The organism is Pseudofrankia coriaricola (assembly GCF_032027725.1).
GTDB lineage: Bacteria > Actinomycetota > Actinomycetes > Frankiales > Frankiaceae > Pseudofrankia.
The window spans coordinates 32,298-52,139 of sequence record NZ_JASNFO010000013.1 but is presented as its reverse complement, the minus strand read 5'-3'; the positions used below and the strand labels follow the sequence as shown (position 1 = coordinate 52,139).

Here is a 19,842-nt window from a genome sequence, read left to right as displayed (position 1 = left end):
CGATCCGATGATCTGGTGGAGTATTCGACCTATAGCTCGGAAAAATTCCACCAGATCATGGAGCAGCGTCGCGCGCGGGACCGGCAAGGGCGACGCCCTGGGGCCGATTGCCAGCACGCCGCGGCCCGCTGGCTGCTGGCAGCGTTTAGGAACCCGTTCAGGAAAACCACAGACGCCCCGGCGACCCTGAACACATGACAACGCACGAGCCGGTGTCGCGCGCCACCGCGGCGGACCTGCCGGGGCAGCGAGCCGTCCCTGACGACGCCGAGGCCGTCGGCGCCGCGACCGGCCCGACTGCCGCGGCCGGCACGTTTGGCACGTCCAAGAGCGTCCCTGCCGCGGTGGGCGCGGCAGGGACCATCGCCGTGGCCGCTCCGCCCGCGCCGGCTGGTCCGCGCGAGCCGGTCGGCCAGCCGGGAGCCGCGGACCTGGCCGGTCTGGCAGGGCCGTACGGCGGCCCGGCGGACGGCGGCCCGGCGGACGGCGGCCCGGGAGACGGCGGCCCGGGAGACGGCGGCCCGGGAGACGGCGGCCCGGGATGGCGCGGGCGGCTCGCGCGGGTGGCCAGGGGACCGGCGGACGACCCGCGGTGGGCCCGACCGGCGTTGCTCGTGCTGCTGGCGGCGACGGCGGTGCTCTACCTGTGGGGGCTGGGCCGGTCCGGGTGGGCGAACGCCTTCTACTCGGCGGCGGCCCAGGCCGGCGGGCAGAGCTGGAAGGCGCTCTTCTACGGGTCCTCGGACGCCGGTAACTCGATCACCGTCGACAAGCCGCCGGTCGCGATGTGGCTGATGAGCCTGTCGGTGCGGATCTTCGGCCTGAGCTCGTGGAGCATTCTGGTGCCGGAGGCGCTGTGCGGCGTCGCCTCCGTCGGGCTGCTGTACGCGACCGTCCGGCGGGCCTTCAGCCCGGCCGCCGGCCTGATCGCCGGGCTCGTCCTCGCGACGACGCCGGTGGCCGTGCTGATGTTCCGGTTCAACAACCCGGACGCACTGCTGGTGCTGCTGCTCATCGGCGCGGCGTACGCGACGCTGCGGGCCGTCGAACGGGCGAGCGCGCGCTGGCTCGCGCTCGCCGGCGTGCTGGTCGGGTTCGGCTTCCTGACCAAGATGCTGCAGGCATTCCTGATCGTGCCGGTGCTCGCGGTGGTGTACCTGGTCGCGGCGCCGACGGGGATCGGCCGGCGGGTGCGTGACGTACTGCTCTCCGGCCTCGCGCTGGTCGCGTCGGCCGGCTGGTACATCGCCGTCGTGGAGCTCGTCCCAGCCTCCGCCCGCCCGTACATCGGCGGCTCCCAGCACAACAGCATCCTGGAGCTCACCCTCGGCTACAACGGCTTCGGCCGGCTGACCGGCGACGAGACAGGCAGCGTGGGCGGTGGCCCCGGCGGCGGGGGTGGCGGCGCCGGGGCCGCGGCCGGACGGGTGTTCGGGCCGCCGACGGCCGGCGGCGGCTGGGGCCAGACCGGCTGGGGCCGGATGTTCAACACCGAGATCGGCGGCCAGGTCGCCTGGCTGCTGCCGGCCGCGCTCGCGCTGCTCGTCGCCGGTCTGTGGGTGACGTCGCGGGTCATGCCGTTCTGGTCGGGCGGCGCGGAGCCCGCCCGCCGGCAGCTCTGGGCAACTCCGTCGCCGATGCCGTCCGCGGCCGACCATGAGCCGCCGGGCCAGCCGTCCTGGGCGCCTTCCGCGACGCACTCAGCAACCGGCCAGGAGCCGGTCCGCCAGCCGCGATGGACTCCGCGCACCGACCGGGCGCGCGCGGCGTTCCTGGTGTGGGGCGGCTGGCTGCTGGTGACGGGCATCGTGTTCAGCGAGATGCAGGGGATCTTCCATCCTTACTACACGGTCGCGCTGGCCCCGGCGATCGGCGCGCTGGTCGGCATGGGGTCGGTCGCGCTCTGGGAGCGTCGCGAGCACCCGGCGGCCGCCGTCACGCTCGCCGCTGTCACGGCCCTCACGGCGTGGTGGTGCGCCCATCTGCTCGACCGTACCGCCGGCTGGCACGAGTGGCTGCGCCCCGCCGTGCTCGTGGTGGGGCTCGCGGGCGCGGTACTGCTCCTGGGCGTGTCCCGGCTGCCGGCCCGCGCGGGCCTCGCCGTCGCGGGCCTGGCTCTGGCCGGCTGCCTGCTCGGCCCGACCAGCTATGCCCTGGCGACCGCGGACTCGCCGCATACGGGAGCGCTCCCGAGCGCGGGCCCGTCGGCCGGTGGGGGCAACGCCCGTCCCGCCGCCGGCGGCTTCCCCGGTGGCCAGGGCCGACTAGGCCAGGGCCAGGGACAGGGGCAGCAGGGCCAGGGCGGCTTCCCGTGGCAGGGCGGAACGATGCCCGGTGGCGGACTCGGCCGTGGTTTCGGCGGTGGGACGCCCAGCCTCCCCGGCGGCCAGGGCGGTACTGGTGGTCAGGGTGGCGGCATGGGCGGCCTGCTCGGCGCGACGGACCCGGGCGCGGACCTGGTGGCGTTGCTGAGGCAGAACAGCTCCGCGTACACCTGGGCCGCGGCCGCCGTCGGCTCGAACAATGCCGCCGGGTACCAGCTGGCGGCCGACGAGCCGGTCATGGCGATCGGCGGCTTCAACGGCACCGACCCGTCGCCCACACTCGCGCAGTTCCAGAAGTACGTCGCCGAAGGAAAGATTCACTACTTCATCGGTGGCGGGCTTTCCGGCCGCGGAAACGGCGGTAGTCAGCAGGCTTCCGCGATCACCGCCTGGGTCCAGGAGAATTTCACGCCCACCACGGTCGGCGGCGTCAGCATCTACGACCTGACCGCCGTCGCCGGTGAGGCAACGGACAACGGTGATGGTGCGGTCAACGGTGGAACGACAGTGACCTGAGGAAAGCTCAATTCCGCTTCGGAGTTGGCCGCCGAAAGAATTTCCGGTTCCACCAGATCGTGTGGGTGGCGGCGGCTCGGGCCGCCGGGCCCACGGGCCGCGACCCGTGGGCCGCGACCCGCGGGCTGTGGGCCGCGGCCCGTGGGTCAGGGTTGGATGGTGGCGAGGAGGTCGCCGACTTCGACGGAGTCGCCGGTCGTGTGGGTGAGTTCGGTGATGGTGCCGGCCACCGGGCTGGTGACGGCGGCTTCCATTTTCATGGCCTCGATGACGGCGAGGCGGTCGCCCTTTTCGATGGTGTCGCCGGCCTTGACGGTGTAGGTGACGATGCCGGGCAGGCCGGCGCCGATGTGGCCGGGGTTGTTCGGGTCGGCGCGGCGGGCGGCGGCGGAGACCGAGGTGATCGACTCGTCGCGGACTCGGACCGGTCGGGGCTGGCCGTTGACGCGCAGGTACAGGGTGCGGATCCCGGCGCGGTCCGGTTCGCCGATCGTCTCCAGCTCGACGATGATCTCGACACCCGGTTCCAGGAAGACGCTGGCGGGCTCGCCGGGTAGCAGGCCGTAGAGGAAGGCCTCGGTTGGGATGACGGAGCTGTCGCCGTAGAGTTCGACGGCTTTGGTGTAGTCGCGCCACGGGCCGGGGAACAGCAGCCGCGACAGCGCGGCCCGGCGGTCCTGGCCGGCAAGCGCGGCTTGGTCATCGGGGGCGAGGTCGACCGCGGGCGGGGCGGGGCGACGGCCGGCGAGGGCGCGCTCGCGGAAGGGCTCGGCGAAGCCGGCGGGTGGGGTGCCGAGCTCACCGGCCAGGTAGCCCAGCACGCTCGCGGGCAGGTCGAACTTCTCCGGTTCGGTGCGCAGGGTCTTCGGGTCGATGTTGCCGCCGGCGATGAACAGGGCGAGGTCGCCGACGACCTTGCTCGTCGGGGTGACCTTGATGGGTTTGCCGAGGAGCTCGTTCGCGATCGCGTAGCACTCGGTCACCTCCGACCAGCGGTCACCGAGGCCGAGGGAGATGGCCTGTTGGCGCAGGTTCGTCAGCTGGCCGCCGGGGATCTCATGGCGATACACAGCCCCCGTCGGTGCCCGCAGACCGGCCTCGAACGGCGCGTACAGGTCGCGGACCGCCTCCCAGTAGGCCTCCAGCGCCGAGAGCGCCGCGAGCGGGATGCCAGTGGCCCGCGGGGTGTGGTCGGTCGCGGCGACCAGCGCGGACATGTTCGGTTGGCTGGTGCCGCCCGACATCGGCGCCGCCGCCGCATCCACCGCGTCGACGCCGGCGTTCGCCGCGGCGAGCAGGGTCGCGAGCTGGCCGCCGGCGGTGTCGTGGGTGTGCAGGTGGACCGGCACGTCGAAGCGTTCCCGCAGCGCCGTGACCAGCCGGGTCGCGGCCGGGGGGCGCAGCAGACCGGCCATATCCTTGATCGCGAGCACGTGCACGCCAGCACCGACGAGCTGCTCGGCGAGGCGCAGGTAGTAGTCGAGGGTGTAGATCCGCTCGCCCGGGTCGGTGAGGTCGCCGGTGTAGCACAGGGTGCCCTCGGCGATCGCCGCCGTGTCCTGGACGACGGCGTCGATGGCGGGGCGCATCTGCTCGATGTCGTTGAGCGCGTCGAAGATGCGGAACAGGTCGATCCCGGTCGCCGCGGCCTCCTGGACGAACGTCTGGACCATCTCGTCGGGGTAGGGGGTGTAGCCGACGGCATTACGGCCGCGTAGCAGCATCTGCAGGCAGATGTTCGGCGCGGCCTCGCGCAGCGCGGCGAGCCGGTCCCACGGGTCCTCGGACAGGAACCGCAACGCCACGTCGTAGGTCGCCCCGCCCCAGCACTCCAGACTGAGCAGGTTCGGGGTGAGGCGGGCGAACGCCGGGGCGGCGGCCAGGATGTCGAAGCTGCGCAGCCGGGTCGCCAGCAGCGACTGGTGGGCGTCACGCAACGTCGTGTCCGTCACCGCGAGTGTCGTCCGCGCCCGCAGCCGGGACGCCCACCCGGCGGGGCCGACCTCGGCGAGCAGCTGACGCGACCCCGCCACCAGCCCATCCGGCCCGTCGGACTCGCCCGGCCCGTCAGCCGCCTCCAGCGCGGGTAGCAGCCGGCGCGGGTCGGTGAACGCCGCGCCGGCCGGCCGCCTGTGGCCGTTGACCGTCGCGTGCGCGAGACGGGCCAGCATCCGGCTGGTCTTGTCGGTGCCACCGTCACCGGCCAAAAGCCACGGCCGCTCGTCGATGAAGGACGTCGTCACCCCACCGGCCAGGAACGCCTCGTCGGCGAGCAGCCGGGACAGGAACTCGATGTTGGTCCGTACCCCGCGGATCCGGAACTCCCGCAACGCCCGGCGCGCCCGCCGCGACGCCTTCTCCACCGTGCCGCCCCGACACGTCAGTTTCACCAGCAACGAGTCGAAATACGGGCTGACCTCGGCGCCGGAGTAGGTCGCACCATCCAGGCGCACCCCCGGACCGCCCGGCGACTGGTAGTAGGAGATCCGACCGGTGTCCGGACGGAAGTCCTGCGCCGGATCCTCCGTCGTCACCCGGCACTGGATCGCCGCGCCGCGGATCGTGACCGCCTCCTGGGGCAGGTTCAGATCCGCCAACGTGTCTCCCGCGGCGATCCGCAGCTGCGCACCCACCAGATCCACACCGGTGACCTCCTCGGTCACCGTGTGCTCGACCTGGATCCGCGGGTTCATCTCCATGAACGTGTACCGGCCATCCGCCCCGACCAGGAACTCCACCGTCCCCGCGTTCACATAGCCCACATGCCGGGCGAACCGCACCGCCGCGTCGCACAACCCGTCGCGCACCGCCGGATCCAGCCGCGGCGCCGGCGCGATCTCCACGACCTTCTGATGACGGCGCTGCACCGAACAGTCCCGCTCAAACAGATGGATCACCGCCCCGGTCGCATCCCCGAGGACCTGCACCTCGATGTGACGCGGACGGTCCACCGCCTGCTCCAGGAACACCGTCCCGTCACCGAACGCCGCCGCCGCTTCCCGCACCGCCGAGCCCACCGCATCCGCCAGGTCCGCCGCCCGCGCCACCCGCCGCAGACCCCGCCCACCACCACCCGCCGACGCCTTCACGAACAGCGGGAAACCAACCTCCTCCGCCGCCGCCAGCGCACCAGCCCCATCCGGCAGCGGCACCGACGCCCGCAACACCGGCAACCCCGCCGTGATCGCCGCGTTCCGCGCCGCGACCTTGTCCCCCGTCAGCCGCAGCACCGCCGGCGGCGGCCCGACGAACGTGATCCCCGCCGTCGCGCACGCCTCCGCGAGCGCCGCGGATTCCGACAGAAACCCATACCCCGGATGCAGCGCATCCGCCTCCGCGTGCTTCGCGACCCGCAGCAACTCGTCGATGTCCAGGTAGCCCCGCACCGGATGCCCGGGCTCGCCCAGCTCGTACGCCTCGTCGGCCTTCGTCCGATGCAGCGACGAAACATCCTCGGGCGTGTACACCGCGACCGTCCGCAAACCCAGCTCATGGGCCGCACGAGACACCCGTACCGCGATCTCACTGCGATTGGCGACCAGGACCTTGTGCACGCGTGCTCCTCACCGGGCTTAGCGTCTCCGGCGCCGTGTGGGCACCAGCGTCGGACAGACGGACGGGGAACCTGCGGTTAGCGGTCCATTCTGGCGGGCTCTGGGAGGGGGGACCAGGGCAACGTGGGGTGACTCACCACAGCGGAGCGACACACCACGTAGTCATCGGGACACAGAGAGGGTTCGGGCGTCGAGACCTGGCCATCGGAGGGTCAACGATCGGCCATCCGCCCGCAACCGGTCAAGCGCCGCGCGCACGCCCGCGGCACGCGGCTCGCTCAGCCCTGCCACCACTGGCGAGGGCGCTCAGGCGAGGGCGTCTAGAGGGCCAAAAGGCGTGCGAAAATGATCTTCCTTCGCACGCCCGGCGGCCGTTGTCCCCAGGATCACTAGAGGGCCAAAGGGCGTGCGAAAATGATCTTCCTTCGCACGCCCGGCGGCCGTTGTCCCCAGGATCACTAGATGGCCAAAGGGCGTGCGAAAATGATCTTCCTTCGCACGCCCGGCGGCCGTTGCCCCCAGGATCACTAACGGGTGTAGATGATCTCCCAGAGGCGGGCCGTGGCGTCTGTGCTCGTCGTCGCGAGCAGCAGGCCGAACGGGGCGAACGCGCAGCTCATGACGGTGCCGCTGTGACCGGACAGCGTCGCGACCTCGACCCCGGTGCTGACGTCCCACAGGCGGGCGACGTCGTCGGTGCTCGCGGTCGCGAGCAGCTGGCCGTCGGGGGAGAACGCGCAGCTCTGCGCCGAACCGCCGAGCGTCATCGTCGTCGTGCCGGTCGGGACGTCGGTCACCCGGGTGCCGTCGTTGCTGGTGGTGGCCAGCAGCAGGCCGTCGGGCGAGAACGCGCACCCGTTCGCGAAGTTCGTGTGCCCGGGCACCTTCATGATGCTCTCGCCGAGCGCGACGTCCCACAGGAAGATTGCCTCGGCGCCGGCCGAGACCAGCAGCCGCCCGTCGGGCGAGAACGCGCAGCCGTAGATCGAGCCGCGGTGGTCGCCGGTGAGGGAGGCGATCTGCTTGCCGGTCGAGACACCCCACAGCTTGACGGTCCGGTCGGTGCTGGTGGTGGCCAGCAGGGTGCCGTCGGGGGAGAACGCGACGCCGTAGACGGGGCCCTTGTGGCCGGAGAACGCCGCCGTCTCGGCCCTGGTCGCGACGTCGAAGATCCGGATCGTCTTGTCGCTGCCGGTGATGGCGATCAGCTTGCCGTCCGGGGAGAACGCGCAACTGTTCGGGATCGAGCTCTTGCGGCCGGGAACGGCCAGCTCGTCCACCGACCGCCCGGTGTTCACGTCCCAGAGCTGGATGCCGTCCTTGCTGGTGGTGGCCAGCAGCCGGCCGTCGGGAGAGAACCCGCAGCTTGTCACGTCGCGCTCGTGGCCGGTCAGGGTTGCCCGCAAGCTGACCTCGACGAGGTGCGCCGGCCGGTGCGAGCGCTCGATCGTCGCGCCGCCGCGCAGGTCGGCGCCACCGCCACCGTTGCCGCGCGACTGGCCGAGCGGTATGGGCGAGGTCGGCAGGGTGGTGGCGATCCAGTCATGCTCGGTGATGGACGTGCCCGGCCTGGCGTGCGTGTGCAGCAGGCTGCCGGAGGCCTCCGCGGCCAGGTCGAACAGCGAGCCGTCGGTCAGGCGCACCCGGGCGAGCACGGTGCCCGCCTCGAACCGTGCGCCGGGCTCGGCGAGCCAGCGGACCATCGTCGCGGTGCCGCCGGGGATCTCCCAGCGGGCCGGCTGGACGACCGGGCTGGGCCTGGCCGCGACCGTGCGCCGGGTGGAGACCGAGGCGGCCCAGGCCGCCGCGCCGCGCACGACCGCGAGTTCCGGCTCCAACGGGACGAACAGCTCCTGGGGCGGCCAGTCGGTGGCGACGCCCAGCTTCCCGGACAGGATGTCCGCGACCACCGGCATCCGCGAGCCGCCGCCGACGAGCAGCACCCCGCCCAACTTCTCCGCCGGGACGTCGGCGGCGTCGAGCAGGTGCTGGCAGCAGGCCATCGTGCGGGCCAGCGTCGGCGAGGCGAGCTGGACGAAGCGCTCACGGTCGATGCCGACGAGCAGCCCGGCGGGGCCGAACACGTCCTCGACCATCGGCACGTCGGTGAGCTGGTGCTTGAGCTGGCGGGCAAAATCGATCAGCTCGTGGCGGGTGCGCCGCGCGGCGGTCTGGAACACCTCGCCCGGGCCCGTCGGGTTGAGCAGCGGCTCGAGGCTCGGGCCGTGGATGCCGAGGATCTCGTCGAAGAGCAGCTGGTCGAGGTCGCGTCCGCCGCAGTCGTAGAGCGAGGAGTGGCCGATCACCTCGTGCCGGCCGGACGAGCCGACCGCGATCAGCGCCGCGTCGAATGTGCCGCCGCCGAGGTCGTAGACGAGCATCAGGTCGCCGGGGTGCGGGCGGCCCGCGCCGAGCGGCGCCCATGCGGCCGCGACCGGCTCGGCGAGCAGGTCGACGTCGACGAAACCGGCGGCCTCGGCCGCGCCGATCATGAGTCGGCGCAGCGGGCCGGCGGGGTCGTACACCGCGGGGATGGTGACGACGGCGCGCGGCAGCGCCCCGCCGAGCTGGGCCTCCGCCTCGGACTTCAGCGCGGCCATCGTCGCGGTGACCAGCCTGGCCGGCGGGTAGGTCCGCCCGTCGAGCACCACCGGGGCCTCACGGCGCAGGTCCCGTTTGACCTCGCCGCGGTATGCCGCGGGCCAGATCCGCTTGCGACGCTCGGCGAGCGTGCCGACGATCAGGTTCTCGCCGTCCGCGAACACCGACGAGGGCCAGGACACCGCTCCGCTGGCGGACTCCCTGACCAGCTCGACCTGACCGTCGACCACGTATGCCGCGGACGCTCGGAAGGTGCCGTAGTCGATCGCGAGGATCGGCTCACCCACCGCGCCCTCCGTCTGTCTTGCCGGGCCTCGCGAGCGAGCCGCCGGTGATCGAACAAATACCGGTGACCCGTCGCGTCTGCCGCCTGGTATCAGCGCGCCATCCGCTCCGGGCCGCTGTGTGCCCTCCAACCCGTCGCGGTTCGGGCTCCTCCCGGATCGGCTTCGCCGGTCCGACCTTCACCCATCGCCGGCACAAGGCCGGCCCACCATCCGCTACGGGTGGCCCCGTGGTCGCCGGCCGGCATCATCGCCAAGCGGTCGACTTGTCCGATCGATCCTAGCCGAGTGCCTCGTGGGCCCCTTCGCGCGGGTAGCCGCCCCTCTCCCGTGTTGATCATCTCGCTCAACGTGGCCGATTTGTGCCAGCGTTTACCGAACGCGCCTTCCCCGTCGATCCGCCTGGCCGGTTTCCGTTGGAGCTCCGCCGGCGGCGGGGTCGGGGTGGTCGTCGACCCGCCGGCTGGATCCCCGTGTCTCGCCGATCCGGCGGAACCCGAGCCCGGGCCGTCGCCGCCGCCGACTACCGGCCCCGAGCCTGCCGAGCCTGCCGAGGAAGGGGGCGCGACCGACCGAGGCGTCATATCTCACTCCGTTCGGTGGCATGTGTGAGACAGCGCGGTGGTGGTACGGGCACGCTGAGTAGGTGCCGTGAAGGAGGCCGAGATGAGCCCCACAACGCTCCCAAGCCGCACGACGTTCGCGACCCGGGCTGTGCGAGTGGTCTGGGCGGTGCGGGCGGGATCACCGCGTTCGCACCGCTCGGTGATGCCGCCGCCGTCGCCCGGTCCGACGCCGGGCCCCGGCGAACCGATTCCTCCGGCGCCGATCCCGGACCCCCAGCCGCCGGCCCCCGATCCCGACCCGGTCCCGCCGTCCCCGATGCCGGATCCGTACCCGCCGCCAGTACCGGGCCCCGACATTCCCGTCCCGCCCATCCCCACGCCGGAACCGCTCTGACACCAGGACACCCAGACCCCCAGACCCCAGAGTGCCAGTGCCGAACGGTTGATCGGCTCAGACGCCGGTGGGTGAAGGCGCTGGCGGGAAGGTTGGTGGATGGGCGAGCGGGTACGTCCGCGGTATGAGCCACCGCCCAGACGGCATCCCTGGCCGCGAGCTGTCCGACGCGGCTCTGGTTCGCGAAGTGCGTCAACTGCACCGAACCCGACATGCGACGTTCCTCGAAGGTAGTGAGGACGCATTCGAGACGCACACCCGGCGGATGATGGAGCTGGAGCGCGAGTACCTGCGCCGCTTCCCGGACGCCGTCAGCCCTGACCCGCGCCGCACCCGTGCGGGCCGCCGCCGCGCGGCGGGCCTTCCCGCGTAGCGGGCCAAAGGAGGTGCGAAAATGCTCCTCCTTCGCACCTCCGGAGGCCCACGTCCCAGAAGCACTGCCGAAGGAGGTGCGAAAATGCTCCTCCTTCGCACCTCCGGAGGTCCCCGCCTCAGAAGCACTAGACCTGGCGCCCGGCGTCTTTCAGGCGGATCAGGTCGGCGGGGGTGTCGATGTCGTCCGGGCTCCCGACGTCCTCGCAAGGCACCTGGAGTACGCGGTCCGGGTTGGCGCGTAGCCAGGCGCGGGCGCCGACGTCACCGCGGGCCAGCCGGGCGACGTCCGGCCAGATCTCGCGACGAAGCAGCACCGGGGTCCGTGGCTGGCCCGCATAGCTGGCGACGACCGCCGCCAGCTGTGGCTGTCTGTCCGGACCATCCAGATCTGTGTGTGCCGCGTCGATGAGGCGGCGGATGAGCGCGGGGCTGACGAGTGGCTGGTCGACGAGCGCGACGACCACCCCGGCCAGGTCGTCCGCCGTGAGCGCGGCGAGGCCCGCGCGCAGCGATGCACCCATGCCCTCGGGCCAGTCGGCCACCCGGACGACCCGCGTCGGCACCGCCTCCTCCGGGGACGAGGCGGCCGGCGGGCCGCCGTCGGTGGCGCCCGCGCCGTCCAGGGCGGCGGCGACCTCCTCGGCCGCCGCCCCGACCGTCACCGTCAGCGGCGAGCAGCCGCCGGCGGCGAGCAGGCGGACGCCTCGCGCCACCAGCGGCTCGCCGTCCACCGTCAGCAACCCCTTGGGCGTCCCCATGCGTCGGCCGGCTCCCGCCGCCAACAAAAGCCCCGCTACCCGCACACGTGGTTCTTACCTCGGCACCATCCTCGCGGCCCCGGTTGGCGCACGTTCCGGCCAGGTGATCGTCGTCCTCCCCCGCCCCGGCTCGAGTGCCTCTGATCGCGGGCTGGGCAGAGGAACGCCTGGCCCTGCGTCCGGGCGCCGATCGGCGTGCCAGGCCGGCCGTCGAGGGAGTGGGATCCTGGCCGCCGCTAGCGTGGCCTTTGTCCGGACGCGCGGCAGGCGTTCCATGCCGACGGCCGCCCCGAAACGCGGATATCTCCGCTCATGCCGGGATGCCTCGCTACTGTTGGGCGATAGCCCAAATTTGGCGGCTTCGGTGTGGAGACGGATGCGCGCACCGGGTGGGCGCGCAACCCTTGAGACACCCAGGCTGACGATGCGATGGCGGAGGGTGACGCCAGGATGCGGGAGTTGACGGAGCACCTGCGCGGGTGGCGTGACGCCGGGACGCCGTTCGCGGTCGCGACGGTGGTCGGGGTACGCGGCAGCGCGCCACGCCAGCCGGGCGCGGTGATGGCCGTCGACGCCGTCGGCGAGGCGCTCGGCAGCGTGTCCGGCGGGTGCGTCGAAGGCGCCGTCTATGAGGTGGCGACCGAGGTGCTCGCCACCGGCACGGCCGTGCTCGAGACCTATGGCATCTCCGACGACGATGCGTTCTCCGTCGGCCTGACCTGCGGCGGTGTCATCGACGTGCTGGTCTCACCGGCCAGCGAGCCGCTCTTCGAGGTATTGGACGCGATCGCGGCGGACCTCCCGGTCGCCCTTGTCACCGTCCTCGCGGGCTCGGCCGCCCCATCGGCCGGCTGGCCGGCCGGCCCAGTGCCGGTCGGCCGGCAGATAGCCGTGTGGGCGGACCGGGTGGCGGGCAGCCTCGGTGCGCCCGGGCTCGACCACGCCGTCATCGACGACGCCCGCGGCATGCTCGCCGCCGGCCGCACCGGCCTGCGCCACTACGGTCCCTCGGGTCAGCGCTCCCCGGTGGACGCCGCCGCCACCACTCCCTCCGGCCTTGGCCCGACCGGCGAGAAGCGGGAGCCGCGGACCGCCGCCGTCGGCATCGCGGCGGAGGCCGCGGGCCTTCCGGCGGACGCGGTCACGGTGTTCGTGCAGTCGTTCGCGCCGCCGCCGCGGATGCTCGTGTTCGGCGCGATCGACTACGCCGCCGCGGTGGTCTCGATGGGCCGTTTCCTCGGGTACCGGGTGACGGTCTGCGACGCGCGCCCGGTTTTCGCGACCCCCCGGCGCTTCCCCGACGCGCACGAGGTGGTGTGCGAATGGCCCGCGCGGTATTTCGCCCGGGTCTGTGTGGATGAGCGGACGGTGGTCTGCGTGCTGACGCACGACTCGAAGTTCGACGTTCCGCTGCTGCGCGCGGCGCTGCGTTCCCCGGCGGGCTACGTCGGCGCGATGGGCTCCCGCAGAACGCACGAGGACCGGCTGGACCGCCTGCGCACGGACGGGCTCACCGACGAAGAGCTCGCCCGCCTGCGCTCCCCGATCGGCCTGGACATCGGCGGGCGAACCCCAGAGGAGACCGCGGTCTCGATCGCCGCCGAGATCATCCAGACGATGTGGGGTGGCACCGGTACGCCGCTGCGCCGCACGGACGGCCGCATTCACGGCGTCTCCGCCGACGTGGCGGGATGACAGGCCGGTTCACCTGGGCGGGCAGGGGTGAGCCCTCAGCTGGTGGGTCGGCCCGGTCGCCGCGGTGACGCCCCAGGCACGCGTGTAGTCGAGGCCCCACTCCCGCGATCGTCCATTCCTGGGATCGCCGATGCCGTTTTTCCGTGGACTACCGGCGGCGCCGCGCGGGGATGCCCGCGCCCGGCGCAACGCCCGCCGCGTCGTGTTACGGGAAGCCCGCCGGCTCTCGCGAGGGCATCCGCGGGCATCCGGTCGAAAGCGATGGAACAACCGGTGCATACTGTCCCGCAACGCGGTGATCTGTCCGGTAACGCGGTGGCCGACGGACGGCCAAGGGCCGCCAATTTCCTTTGTCGCCCGCCGCGGGGACCGGCACGATCGACCTTCGTCGACGATTCAGAGGTCTCGATGCGCCGATGCCCGGCCCGTCCGCCCACCGTCCTGACCACGCTGCTGCTCGCTCTGCTGCTAGGTTCCGCGTGCGGTCAGACCCCGGCATCGGATCCGGCCACCGCGCCAGGCTCGCCGACGAACCCCGCGGTCGACACCAGCGCCCTCGCCGTCAACCATCCGACCGTCTGGGTGTGCCGGCCGGGGACGGTCGACGACGACTGTGCCGGCGGCCTGGACGTCACCATCGTCGGCCCGTCCGGACCGACGTTCGCGTTGCCGTTCCAGCCGGCAGCGAATCCGCCCGCCGACTGCTTCTACGTCTACCCGACCATCTCAGGAGTGGGGCTCGGCAATGCGCCGCTGAAGGCGACCGATGCCGAGATCGCGATGGTCCGGGCTCAAGCTGCCCGGTTCGCGTCGGTCTGCCGCGTGTTCGCGCCGGCCTACCAGCAGTACACGGTGGTGTCCCGGCTGCAGCCGGACGGGCCGGACGACCTCTCCCGCGCCGTCGCCTTCGCCGACGTCCAGTCGGCCTGGAACGACTACCTGCTCAACGACAACCAGGGCCGGCCGGTCGTGCTCGTCGGCGATGACCAGGGCGCCGAGATGCTGCTGCGCCTCCTGCGCGAGGAGATCGAGCCCGACGCCGGCCAGCGGGCGTTGCTCGTGTCGGCGCTGCTGGTCGGCGCGGACGTGCGGGTTCGCGCCGGCGCGCTCACCGGCGGCGATCTGACGAAGATCCCCGCCTGCCAGCGGCACGACGAGTTCGGCTGCGTCGTCGCGTACTCCGCCTACCAGGGCGACGCACCGGCCGACGCCCAGTTCGGCCTGCCGTCCGCGCCGTCGCGCGGCGTCGCGGCCACGGCCGACCTCACGGACGACCCCTCCGACCTGCGGACGCTGTGCACCAACCCGGCCGCGCTCGGGGGCGGGGAGGCGGAGCTCGAGCCCTACCTGCCCACCGCCCGGCTCGTCGGCGCCCTCCTGCCCGGGCTGTCGCCCGAGAACCTGCCGGCCGCCGACACCGGCTTCGTCACCTATCCGGAGTTCCTCACCGCCGAGTGCCGGCAGGCGGGCGGCCGGGCCTGGCTCGCGGTGACGCCCAGGCCGGTGCCGGGCGGTGACCTCCGGTCGCTGCCGGTCATCGAATCACCACCGTCCTGGGGGCTGCACTTCGCCGAGTTCTCCCTGACGCTCGGAGATCTGGTCGAGCTCGCCGGCCGTCAGACCACCGCCTACCTGGGCGCGCACCAGGCGCTGGCCGGCGGCCACGGATAGGGGTGCGAACGCCCGACCCGCGCCCGGTGCCCGCGCCGGGCGCGGGTGCTGCCGCCGCCGATCCTCCGGATGGAGACCGGAGCCCCGCAGGTGGATCGGCGGGGAGGGGGTAAGAGCCTGGAGGGGGATAAGAGCCTTCAGTGGCGGGTAGCGGGATGTCAGCGTCGTCCCGCGCTCACACCGAGTCGGGGCTGTGCGGTCACCAGGTGCGCGTGCCCGGTCCGCCGCCTCGCCGCCTCGCCGGATCGGAGAGGCCCGGGGTCCTCCGGCCGGCAGGTCCGCCGGCGTCCGCGATCTGCCATCCCCGGCTCCCCACCGGCGTCAATCTCCGGAACAAGAACAGATCGGGCAGATCGATCGGGCAGGGAGTGGGGCATGACCGGCTATGCGGATCGTCGGGCGGCGGGACGTGCCCTGGCGGGCCGGGTGGTTCCCGCGGTGCCCGAGGGAGAGCCCGTGATCGTGCTCGGCCTGCCGCGCGGCGGTGTTCCGGTGGCCGCGGAGGTCGCGCGTCGACTGTCCGCGCCGCTGGAAGCGTTCGGGGTGCGCAAGCTGGGTGCGCCGGGGCAGCCAGAGTTCGCCCTCGGCGCGATCGCGACCGGCGGGATCAGGGTGGTCAACGAGGCGGTCGTAGGCCGGCTGGGCCTGACCGACGCCGAGCTTGAGACGCTCGTCGCCCGGGAGATGGCGGAGCTCGCGCGCCGCGAGCACACCTACCGGGACGGCCGCCCGGCGCCGGCGCTCGCCGGCCGGACGGTGGTGCTGGTCGACGACGGCCTGGCCACGGGCGCGACGATGGTCGCCGCGGCGCGCGCCGCGCGGGCGGCTGGGGCGGCCCGGCTCGTGGCGGCCGTTCCCGTCGCGTCGCCCGAGGGCGCCGACGCGGTGCTCGCCGAGGTGGACGAGCTCGTCTGCCCGTTGTACCCGCCCGATTTCATGGCCGTCGGCCAGTTCTACGACGACTTCGCGGCCACGTCCGACGAGGAGGTCCGCGACCTGCTCGGAGTCCTCCTTCCGCACCGATCGGCTAGATAACGGCCTGGCGCCTGCCGCCACGTGCGTCCCTGTCCACCAGGCAGCCGATCCCGACTTCCCAGATCGCAGACTTCCCAGATCGCAGACCTCCCAGCAGACCTCCCAGGCGGGGACCCCGGGCTCCCAGACCTCCCCGATCGCTGACCTCCCAGATCGGCTCCGCCGATCCGGCAGGGACCCTGTCGCCAATCGGGCAGGGACCCCGGGTCCGGCAGGGACCCCGGGAGACCCCGCGGACGGGTCGGGCGAAAGGGATATCTGGCATACCTGCCTGGTCGGTGGATCGGTTCTGAGGCCGGTGATGACTGCCGGTTGGTAGGCGCGCCGACCGCGCGACGTGCCAAGCTCCCGACTAGCCAATCGGCGGGAAGGGGTGAAGCGGGCATGTCGCGCCCAGATGAACCCAGCTCCAACCGCGAGCGAGTGAGCGCCCACAAACTATAGATTCCCGGCAGATGGGCTCGTGTTGTCGTGTTCGCTCCTCCCAGCGATGGCTCGCTCGTCGGCGAACGGCTGGCAGCGGCGGACCTGGCGAGGCAGCTGACCACATAGGGAAGGAGAGATCCCCGTGACCGCAGCGGACACCGCGGACCTCGTGCTACGGGTCGTCGTCGGGCTGACGATCGTGGCACACGGCTACAACCACATTTTCGGGCCGGGAGGCATCCAGGGCACCGCGGGCTGGTTCGCGAGCATGGGGCTCAAGCCGGGCATCATGCACGCCTGGGCGAGCGGCCTGATCGAGCTGGCCGCCGGCGTGGGCCTGGCCGTCGGTTTCCTCACGCCGTTCAGCGCCGGTGCGATCATCGGCATCATGGTCGTTGCCGGGATGACGGCGCACCGCAAGAACGGTTTCTTCATCTTCAAGCCGGGCCAGGGCTACGAGTACGTCCTGATGATCGCGGTCGTCTGCCTGGCCATCGCCACCTTCGGGCCCGGGTACGCCTCGCTCGACCACGCGATCACGATCGACGACAACCTCGACGGCTGGCTCGGCGGCCTGATCGCCCTGGTGTTGGGTGTGGTCGGCTCGGCCGGCCTGCTGGTCACCTTCTGGCGCCCGGACCCGCCGAAGCCGGCCACCACGCCCACCCAGGATGCACAGGCCAAGCAGGACGCGTAGCGCGTGCGCGGGGGTACCGCGCACGCGCGGGTACACGCGCGGCACGGCCCACGGCGGCCAGGGAGCGCGCGACGGGCCTAGTCGGGGAGAGCGTGAAGGGAGCCATGCCCACCGGTCCGGTGGGCGTGGCTCCCTTCTACGTCTCGTCGGCGGGCTCCGCCTGCTGGGAGCCGGTTCGGCTCATCGGGAACGCCTCGACGACGCGGCCCAGCAGGGATACGAGGGCAATGCGCTCCTCGCTGGCCAGTGGCGCCAGCAACTGCTCGTTCATCGCCTCGGCGCGCTCGGCCACCTCGGAGTGGGTGTTCTCTCCTCGTACCGTCAGCCGAAGCACGTTGCGCCGGCCGTCGTGCGGGTCGCGCACCCGGCGGATCAGTCCGCGCTGGACGAGCCTGGCCACCACGTCGGCGACCGTGGAGCGGTCCAGGCAGGCGCGCTCGCCGAGGGTGCGCTGGTCGATGTCGGGCGACGCCCGCAGGCTGTTGAGCACGACGAACTGCGGTGGGGTGATCTCGGTGGAGACCGAGGCCGTCCACAGCTGGTGGATCACCTGCTGAAGGCGGCGGGCGAGGTGCCCTGGGTTGGCCGACAGGTCCGCCGCGCCGTCGTCGGCGGTTCCGGACGGTACCGACACGGTGGTCCGTCCACCATTCCCTGCCGAATGGTCGGGAAGCATCTGCGTGTTCAGGGTCTGCGTCCGTTCACTTCGGGCACCTGGGACGGGACGCGGGGAGCGGCCCGTCGTCGGGCGCTTCGCGCCCGACAGCGCGGTCTTGGGTCGATGCATATGACGGGTGGTTGGTACCGGTTCGGGGTCCGTGAGGTGGCTGGACAGGTGCGCTTACGGGAAGCGGGTCGGAGCCGGAGGCGGCGGTCGGCGGCGTGCGGTCATGATGGGTTGAGATCATAATCGTCCGCATCAGGTCGTGCTGTGGGGGAATCGCCGGAGAAGGGGGCCTCGACCCTGGAGAAGGTGGCATGTCGGCCGAAAATGTACGAACATTCCACTTTCAGGGCCCCAGGCGGACTGGATGCTCTCAATTTGACACCGAGTGCCGCCCTTGCGGCGTGCGGACAAGGCCGGCGATGCCTGACCGTCCTGACCACGTGAACGTCGGTGGGAACTTCGGTGAGCGCGTCGGATCGACCGCCCGGTAGCGTCCTCGGTGACTCTTCCATGCTTTGCCGATACCCGTCCGGGTAGGTCCGATCCGTAGCCTGGCCGCCGGCCGGGCCCAGGCAGTCGGCACCAGCCGCAGGTGACGGGAGCAGCCGATGGACCGAGGCAGCGCCAAGCACGGCCCGCAACTCGACGAGGCGATGGCCGGAGAGGTGCGCGGATATGTCCGGGCACGCCGGGATCCTTACGCGGTCGAGTGGAAGTCACCCGAGCCGCCCACGGACGACGTGTCGGAGGCCTTTGATCGCCAGGACGGGATCGGCCGGGGGAGCGCACCGCCCGGCATGTCCCTGACCGACGTGGAGGAGCGCTCGGAGCTGGCCCGCCTGCTCGGCCGGGCGGTCTTCCCCGCACGCCGCGACGAGGTGCTGGACCACCTGCGCGGCCAGAACGCCCCAGACCACATCGTCGAGGAGACTCGAGCCGCACCAGCGGATGCGCTGTTCGGGTCGCTTGGCGAACTCTGGCGGGCGCTGCACGGCGGAGCACACGTCGAGGCCAGGCGTTACTGAACCCGCCCCCTCAGACGGTCGTCGACCACCGATCCCGTCTTCGCCCAGCGCATCCGATCCCTCCGCACCGACCTGTCCGCGGTTCCTGGGGTCCCGGGGGCTTCCGGCGGCCCCGCGGGCAGCCGCGCGGTCGGCCGCCTTGTTGCCGGAGCATCTGTTGCCGGAGCATCGGACGGAGGCGCCGGAGGGCGTGTCGAACCGTTCCCTGGCCCATGAGCCGCTCTTGGCCAATCGGTGGGAACGAGGTCTGGTCCAGCCCTGGCGAGTGGCAACAAGGGCCGAAGGTCCCGGTGTCGACATAGCGGGCGCGCCGCTGGGCATGAGCGGTGCCATGAAGCGACACGCGGGTGTGCGGGGCCGCGCCAAGGCCAGACGCAGAGACGTCGGCGGACTGGTGGTCATGTGCCTGGCGCTCGGAACGGTCATCCTGGTGCTGTCCGGGCTGGTCGGGGCGTTGGACATGCTCGCGGTGGGCGCGATCCTCGGCGCTTGGGCGCTGTGCGTGGCGGCCAGGATGGTCCTCGGACGGTACGGCGAGGACTGGGCCTTCCCCGCCGGCTGGGACGTCGCCGACCTGTGGCCCCGGGTTCGAGCCGGCATGCGGCGCCGGGGGCCCACGTCATCGGCCAGGTCCGGTGCCGGCGGCCGCCGGCCCTGGGACGGTGCTCGCCGATACCTCGAAGCCCGACGTGGCCGGGGCGCGGCGGCGCGCCGACGGCTGCCCTCGCCGACATCTCCGCCGGCGGCCATGGGCCCAGGAGCGGTCCGAGCGGACGCCTCCCGACCTGGCGCCTCGCGGTCCGGCGCCTCGCGGTCCGGGGCCGCAGGGTCCGAAGCCACCAGGTCCGAAGCCACCAGGTCCGAAGCCACCAGGTCCGAAGCCACCGTGGGCGCCGCGTCGGGGTGGCCACCCGGGCCGGGTCCGACCAAAGCACGCGGCCACGGCCATGAAACCGGCCGTGGTTCGGGGGAATAGCCGTCGAATGACCGGGTAGGCCACTGGGTATGGGTGCGACGAGTGAATACGGCCGACGACCGGGTTCTGGTGGTTTGTTTCAGACTCTCGCGGCGGGGCTGGATCAGGCGGAGCGGGAGCAGACCCTCAAGCTGATCAGGCAGCGTCTTTATGCCGACAGGGCCGCCGCCGCGGCCGGGCAGCGCGAGCGCCAGGTCGATGTCGGCACACGCACACGTGCGCGCCGCCGCCGGGACAACCCCGACGAACCCAAGCGTTGAACCCGCGTCGGTCAGCCG

Annotated in this window: 12 protein-coding genes; 8 read left to right on the top strand and 4 right to left on the bottom strand. The window is 72.5% G+C overall.

Translation table 11 applies throughout. The annotated features are described in order from the left end of the window. Positions 1-194: 194 nt before the first annotated feature. Entirely contained in the window at positions 195-2,840 is a 2,646-nt protein-coding gene (locus tag QOZ89_RS08570; RefSeq protein ID WP_312623478.1) for an ArnT family glycosyltransferase, read from the top strand. Positions 2,841-2,986: 146 nt separating this feature from the next. Here QOZ89_RS08570 and QOZ89_RS08565 read toward each other — a convergent pair whose 3' ends face one another. Then, on the bottom strand, positions 2,987-6,394 hold the full coding sequence (locus QOZ89_RS08565) for a pyruvate carboxylase (protein ID WP_312623476.1): 3,408 nt from the start codon (positions 6,392-6,394) through the stop codon (positions 2,987-2,989). A 527-nt stretch (positions 6,395-6,921) separates the two neighbouring features. After that, entirely contained in the window at positions 6,922-9,282 is a 2,361-nt protein-coding gene (locus QOZ89_RS08560; RefSeq protein ID WP_071054450.1) for an Hsp70 family protein, read from the bottom strand. Between the two features lie 1,081 nt (positions 9,283-10,363). Here QOZ89_RS08560 and QOZ89_RS08555 point away from each other — a divergent pair. Beyond that, entirely contained in the window at positions 10,364-10,612 is a 249-nt protein-coding gene (locus QOZ89_RS08555; protein WP_071054452.1) for a DUF6158 family protein, read from the top strand. 127 nt (positions 10,613-10,739) lie between these two features. Here QOZ89_RS08555 and QOZ89_RS08550 read toward each other — a convergent pair whose 3' ends face one another. Next, positions 10,740-11,372 (bottom strand): nucleotidyltransferase family protein, encoded by a 633-nt coding sequence (locus tag QOZ89_RS08550; protein ID WP_241842442.1) that lies wholly within the window; start codon positions 11,370-11,372, stop codon positions 10,740-10,742. A 450-nt stretch (positions 11,373-11,822) separates the two neighbouring features. Here QOZ89_RS08550 and QOZ89_RS08545 point away from each other — a divergent pair, with 450 nt between their 5' ends. The 4 genes from QOZ89_RS08545 to QOZ89_RS08530 all read left to right on the top strand — a co-directional run bounded on the left by QOZ89_RS08545 (position 11,823) and on the right by QOZ89_RS08530 (position 16,896). Then, entirely contained in the window at positions 11,823-13,067 is a 1,245-nt protein-coding gene (locus tag QOZ89_RS08545) for an XdhC family protein (protein WP_071054512.1), read from the top strand. A gap of 408 nt (positions 13,068-13,475) precedes the next feature. Next, positions 13,476-14,738 carry a DUF3089 domain-containing protein gene (locus tag QOZ89_RS08540; RefSeq protein ID WP_312623474.1) on the top strand — a complete coding sequence of 421 codons (1,263 nt, stop codon included), beginning with the start codon at positions 13,476-13,478 and terminating at the stop codon, positions 14,736-14,738. Positions 14,739-15,113: 375 nt separating this feature from the next. Next, on the top strand, positions 15,114-15,773 hold the full coding sequence (locus QOZ89_RS08535; protein ID WP_071054459.1) for a phosphoribosyltransferase: 660 nt from the start codon (positions 15,114-15,116) through the stop codon (positions 15,771-15,773). Between the two features lie 568 nt (positions 15,774-16,341). Next, positions 16,342-16,896, top strand: a complete 555-nt coding sequence (locus QOZ89_RS08530) for a DoxX family protein (RefSeq protein ID WP_071054461.1) — start codon at positions 16,342-16,344, stop codon at positions 16,894-16,896. Positions 16,897-17,032: 136 nt separating this feature from the next. On the opposite strand, the gene QOZ89_RS08525 is transcribed toward QOZ89_RS08530, so the two are convergent. Then, complete coding sequence (locus QOZ89_RS08525; protein ID WP_071054463.1) at positions 17,033-17,530, bottom strand: MarR family winged helix-turn-helix transcriptional regulator; 498 nt, start codon at positions 17,528-17,530, stop codon at positions 17,033-17,035. A 641-nt stretch (positions 17,531-18,171) separates the two neighbouring features. Here QOZ89_RS08525 and QOZ89_RS08520 point away from each other — a divergent pair. Then, entirely contained in the window at positions 18,172-18,588 is a 417-nt protein-coding gene (locus QOZ89_RS08520; RefSeq protein WP_071054465.1) for a DUF2795 domain-containing protein, read from the top strand. A 1,005-nt stretch (positions 18,589-19,593) separates the two neighbouring features. After that, entirely contained in the window at positions 19,594-19,824 is a 231-nt protein-coding gene (locus QOZ89_RS08515) for a hypothetical protein (RefSeq protein ID WP_071054469.1), read from the top strand. The last annotated feature ends 18 nt before the right edge of the window (positions 19,825-19,842 follow it).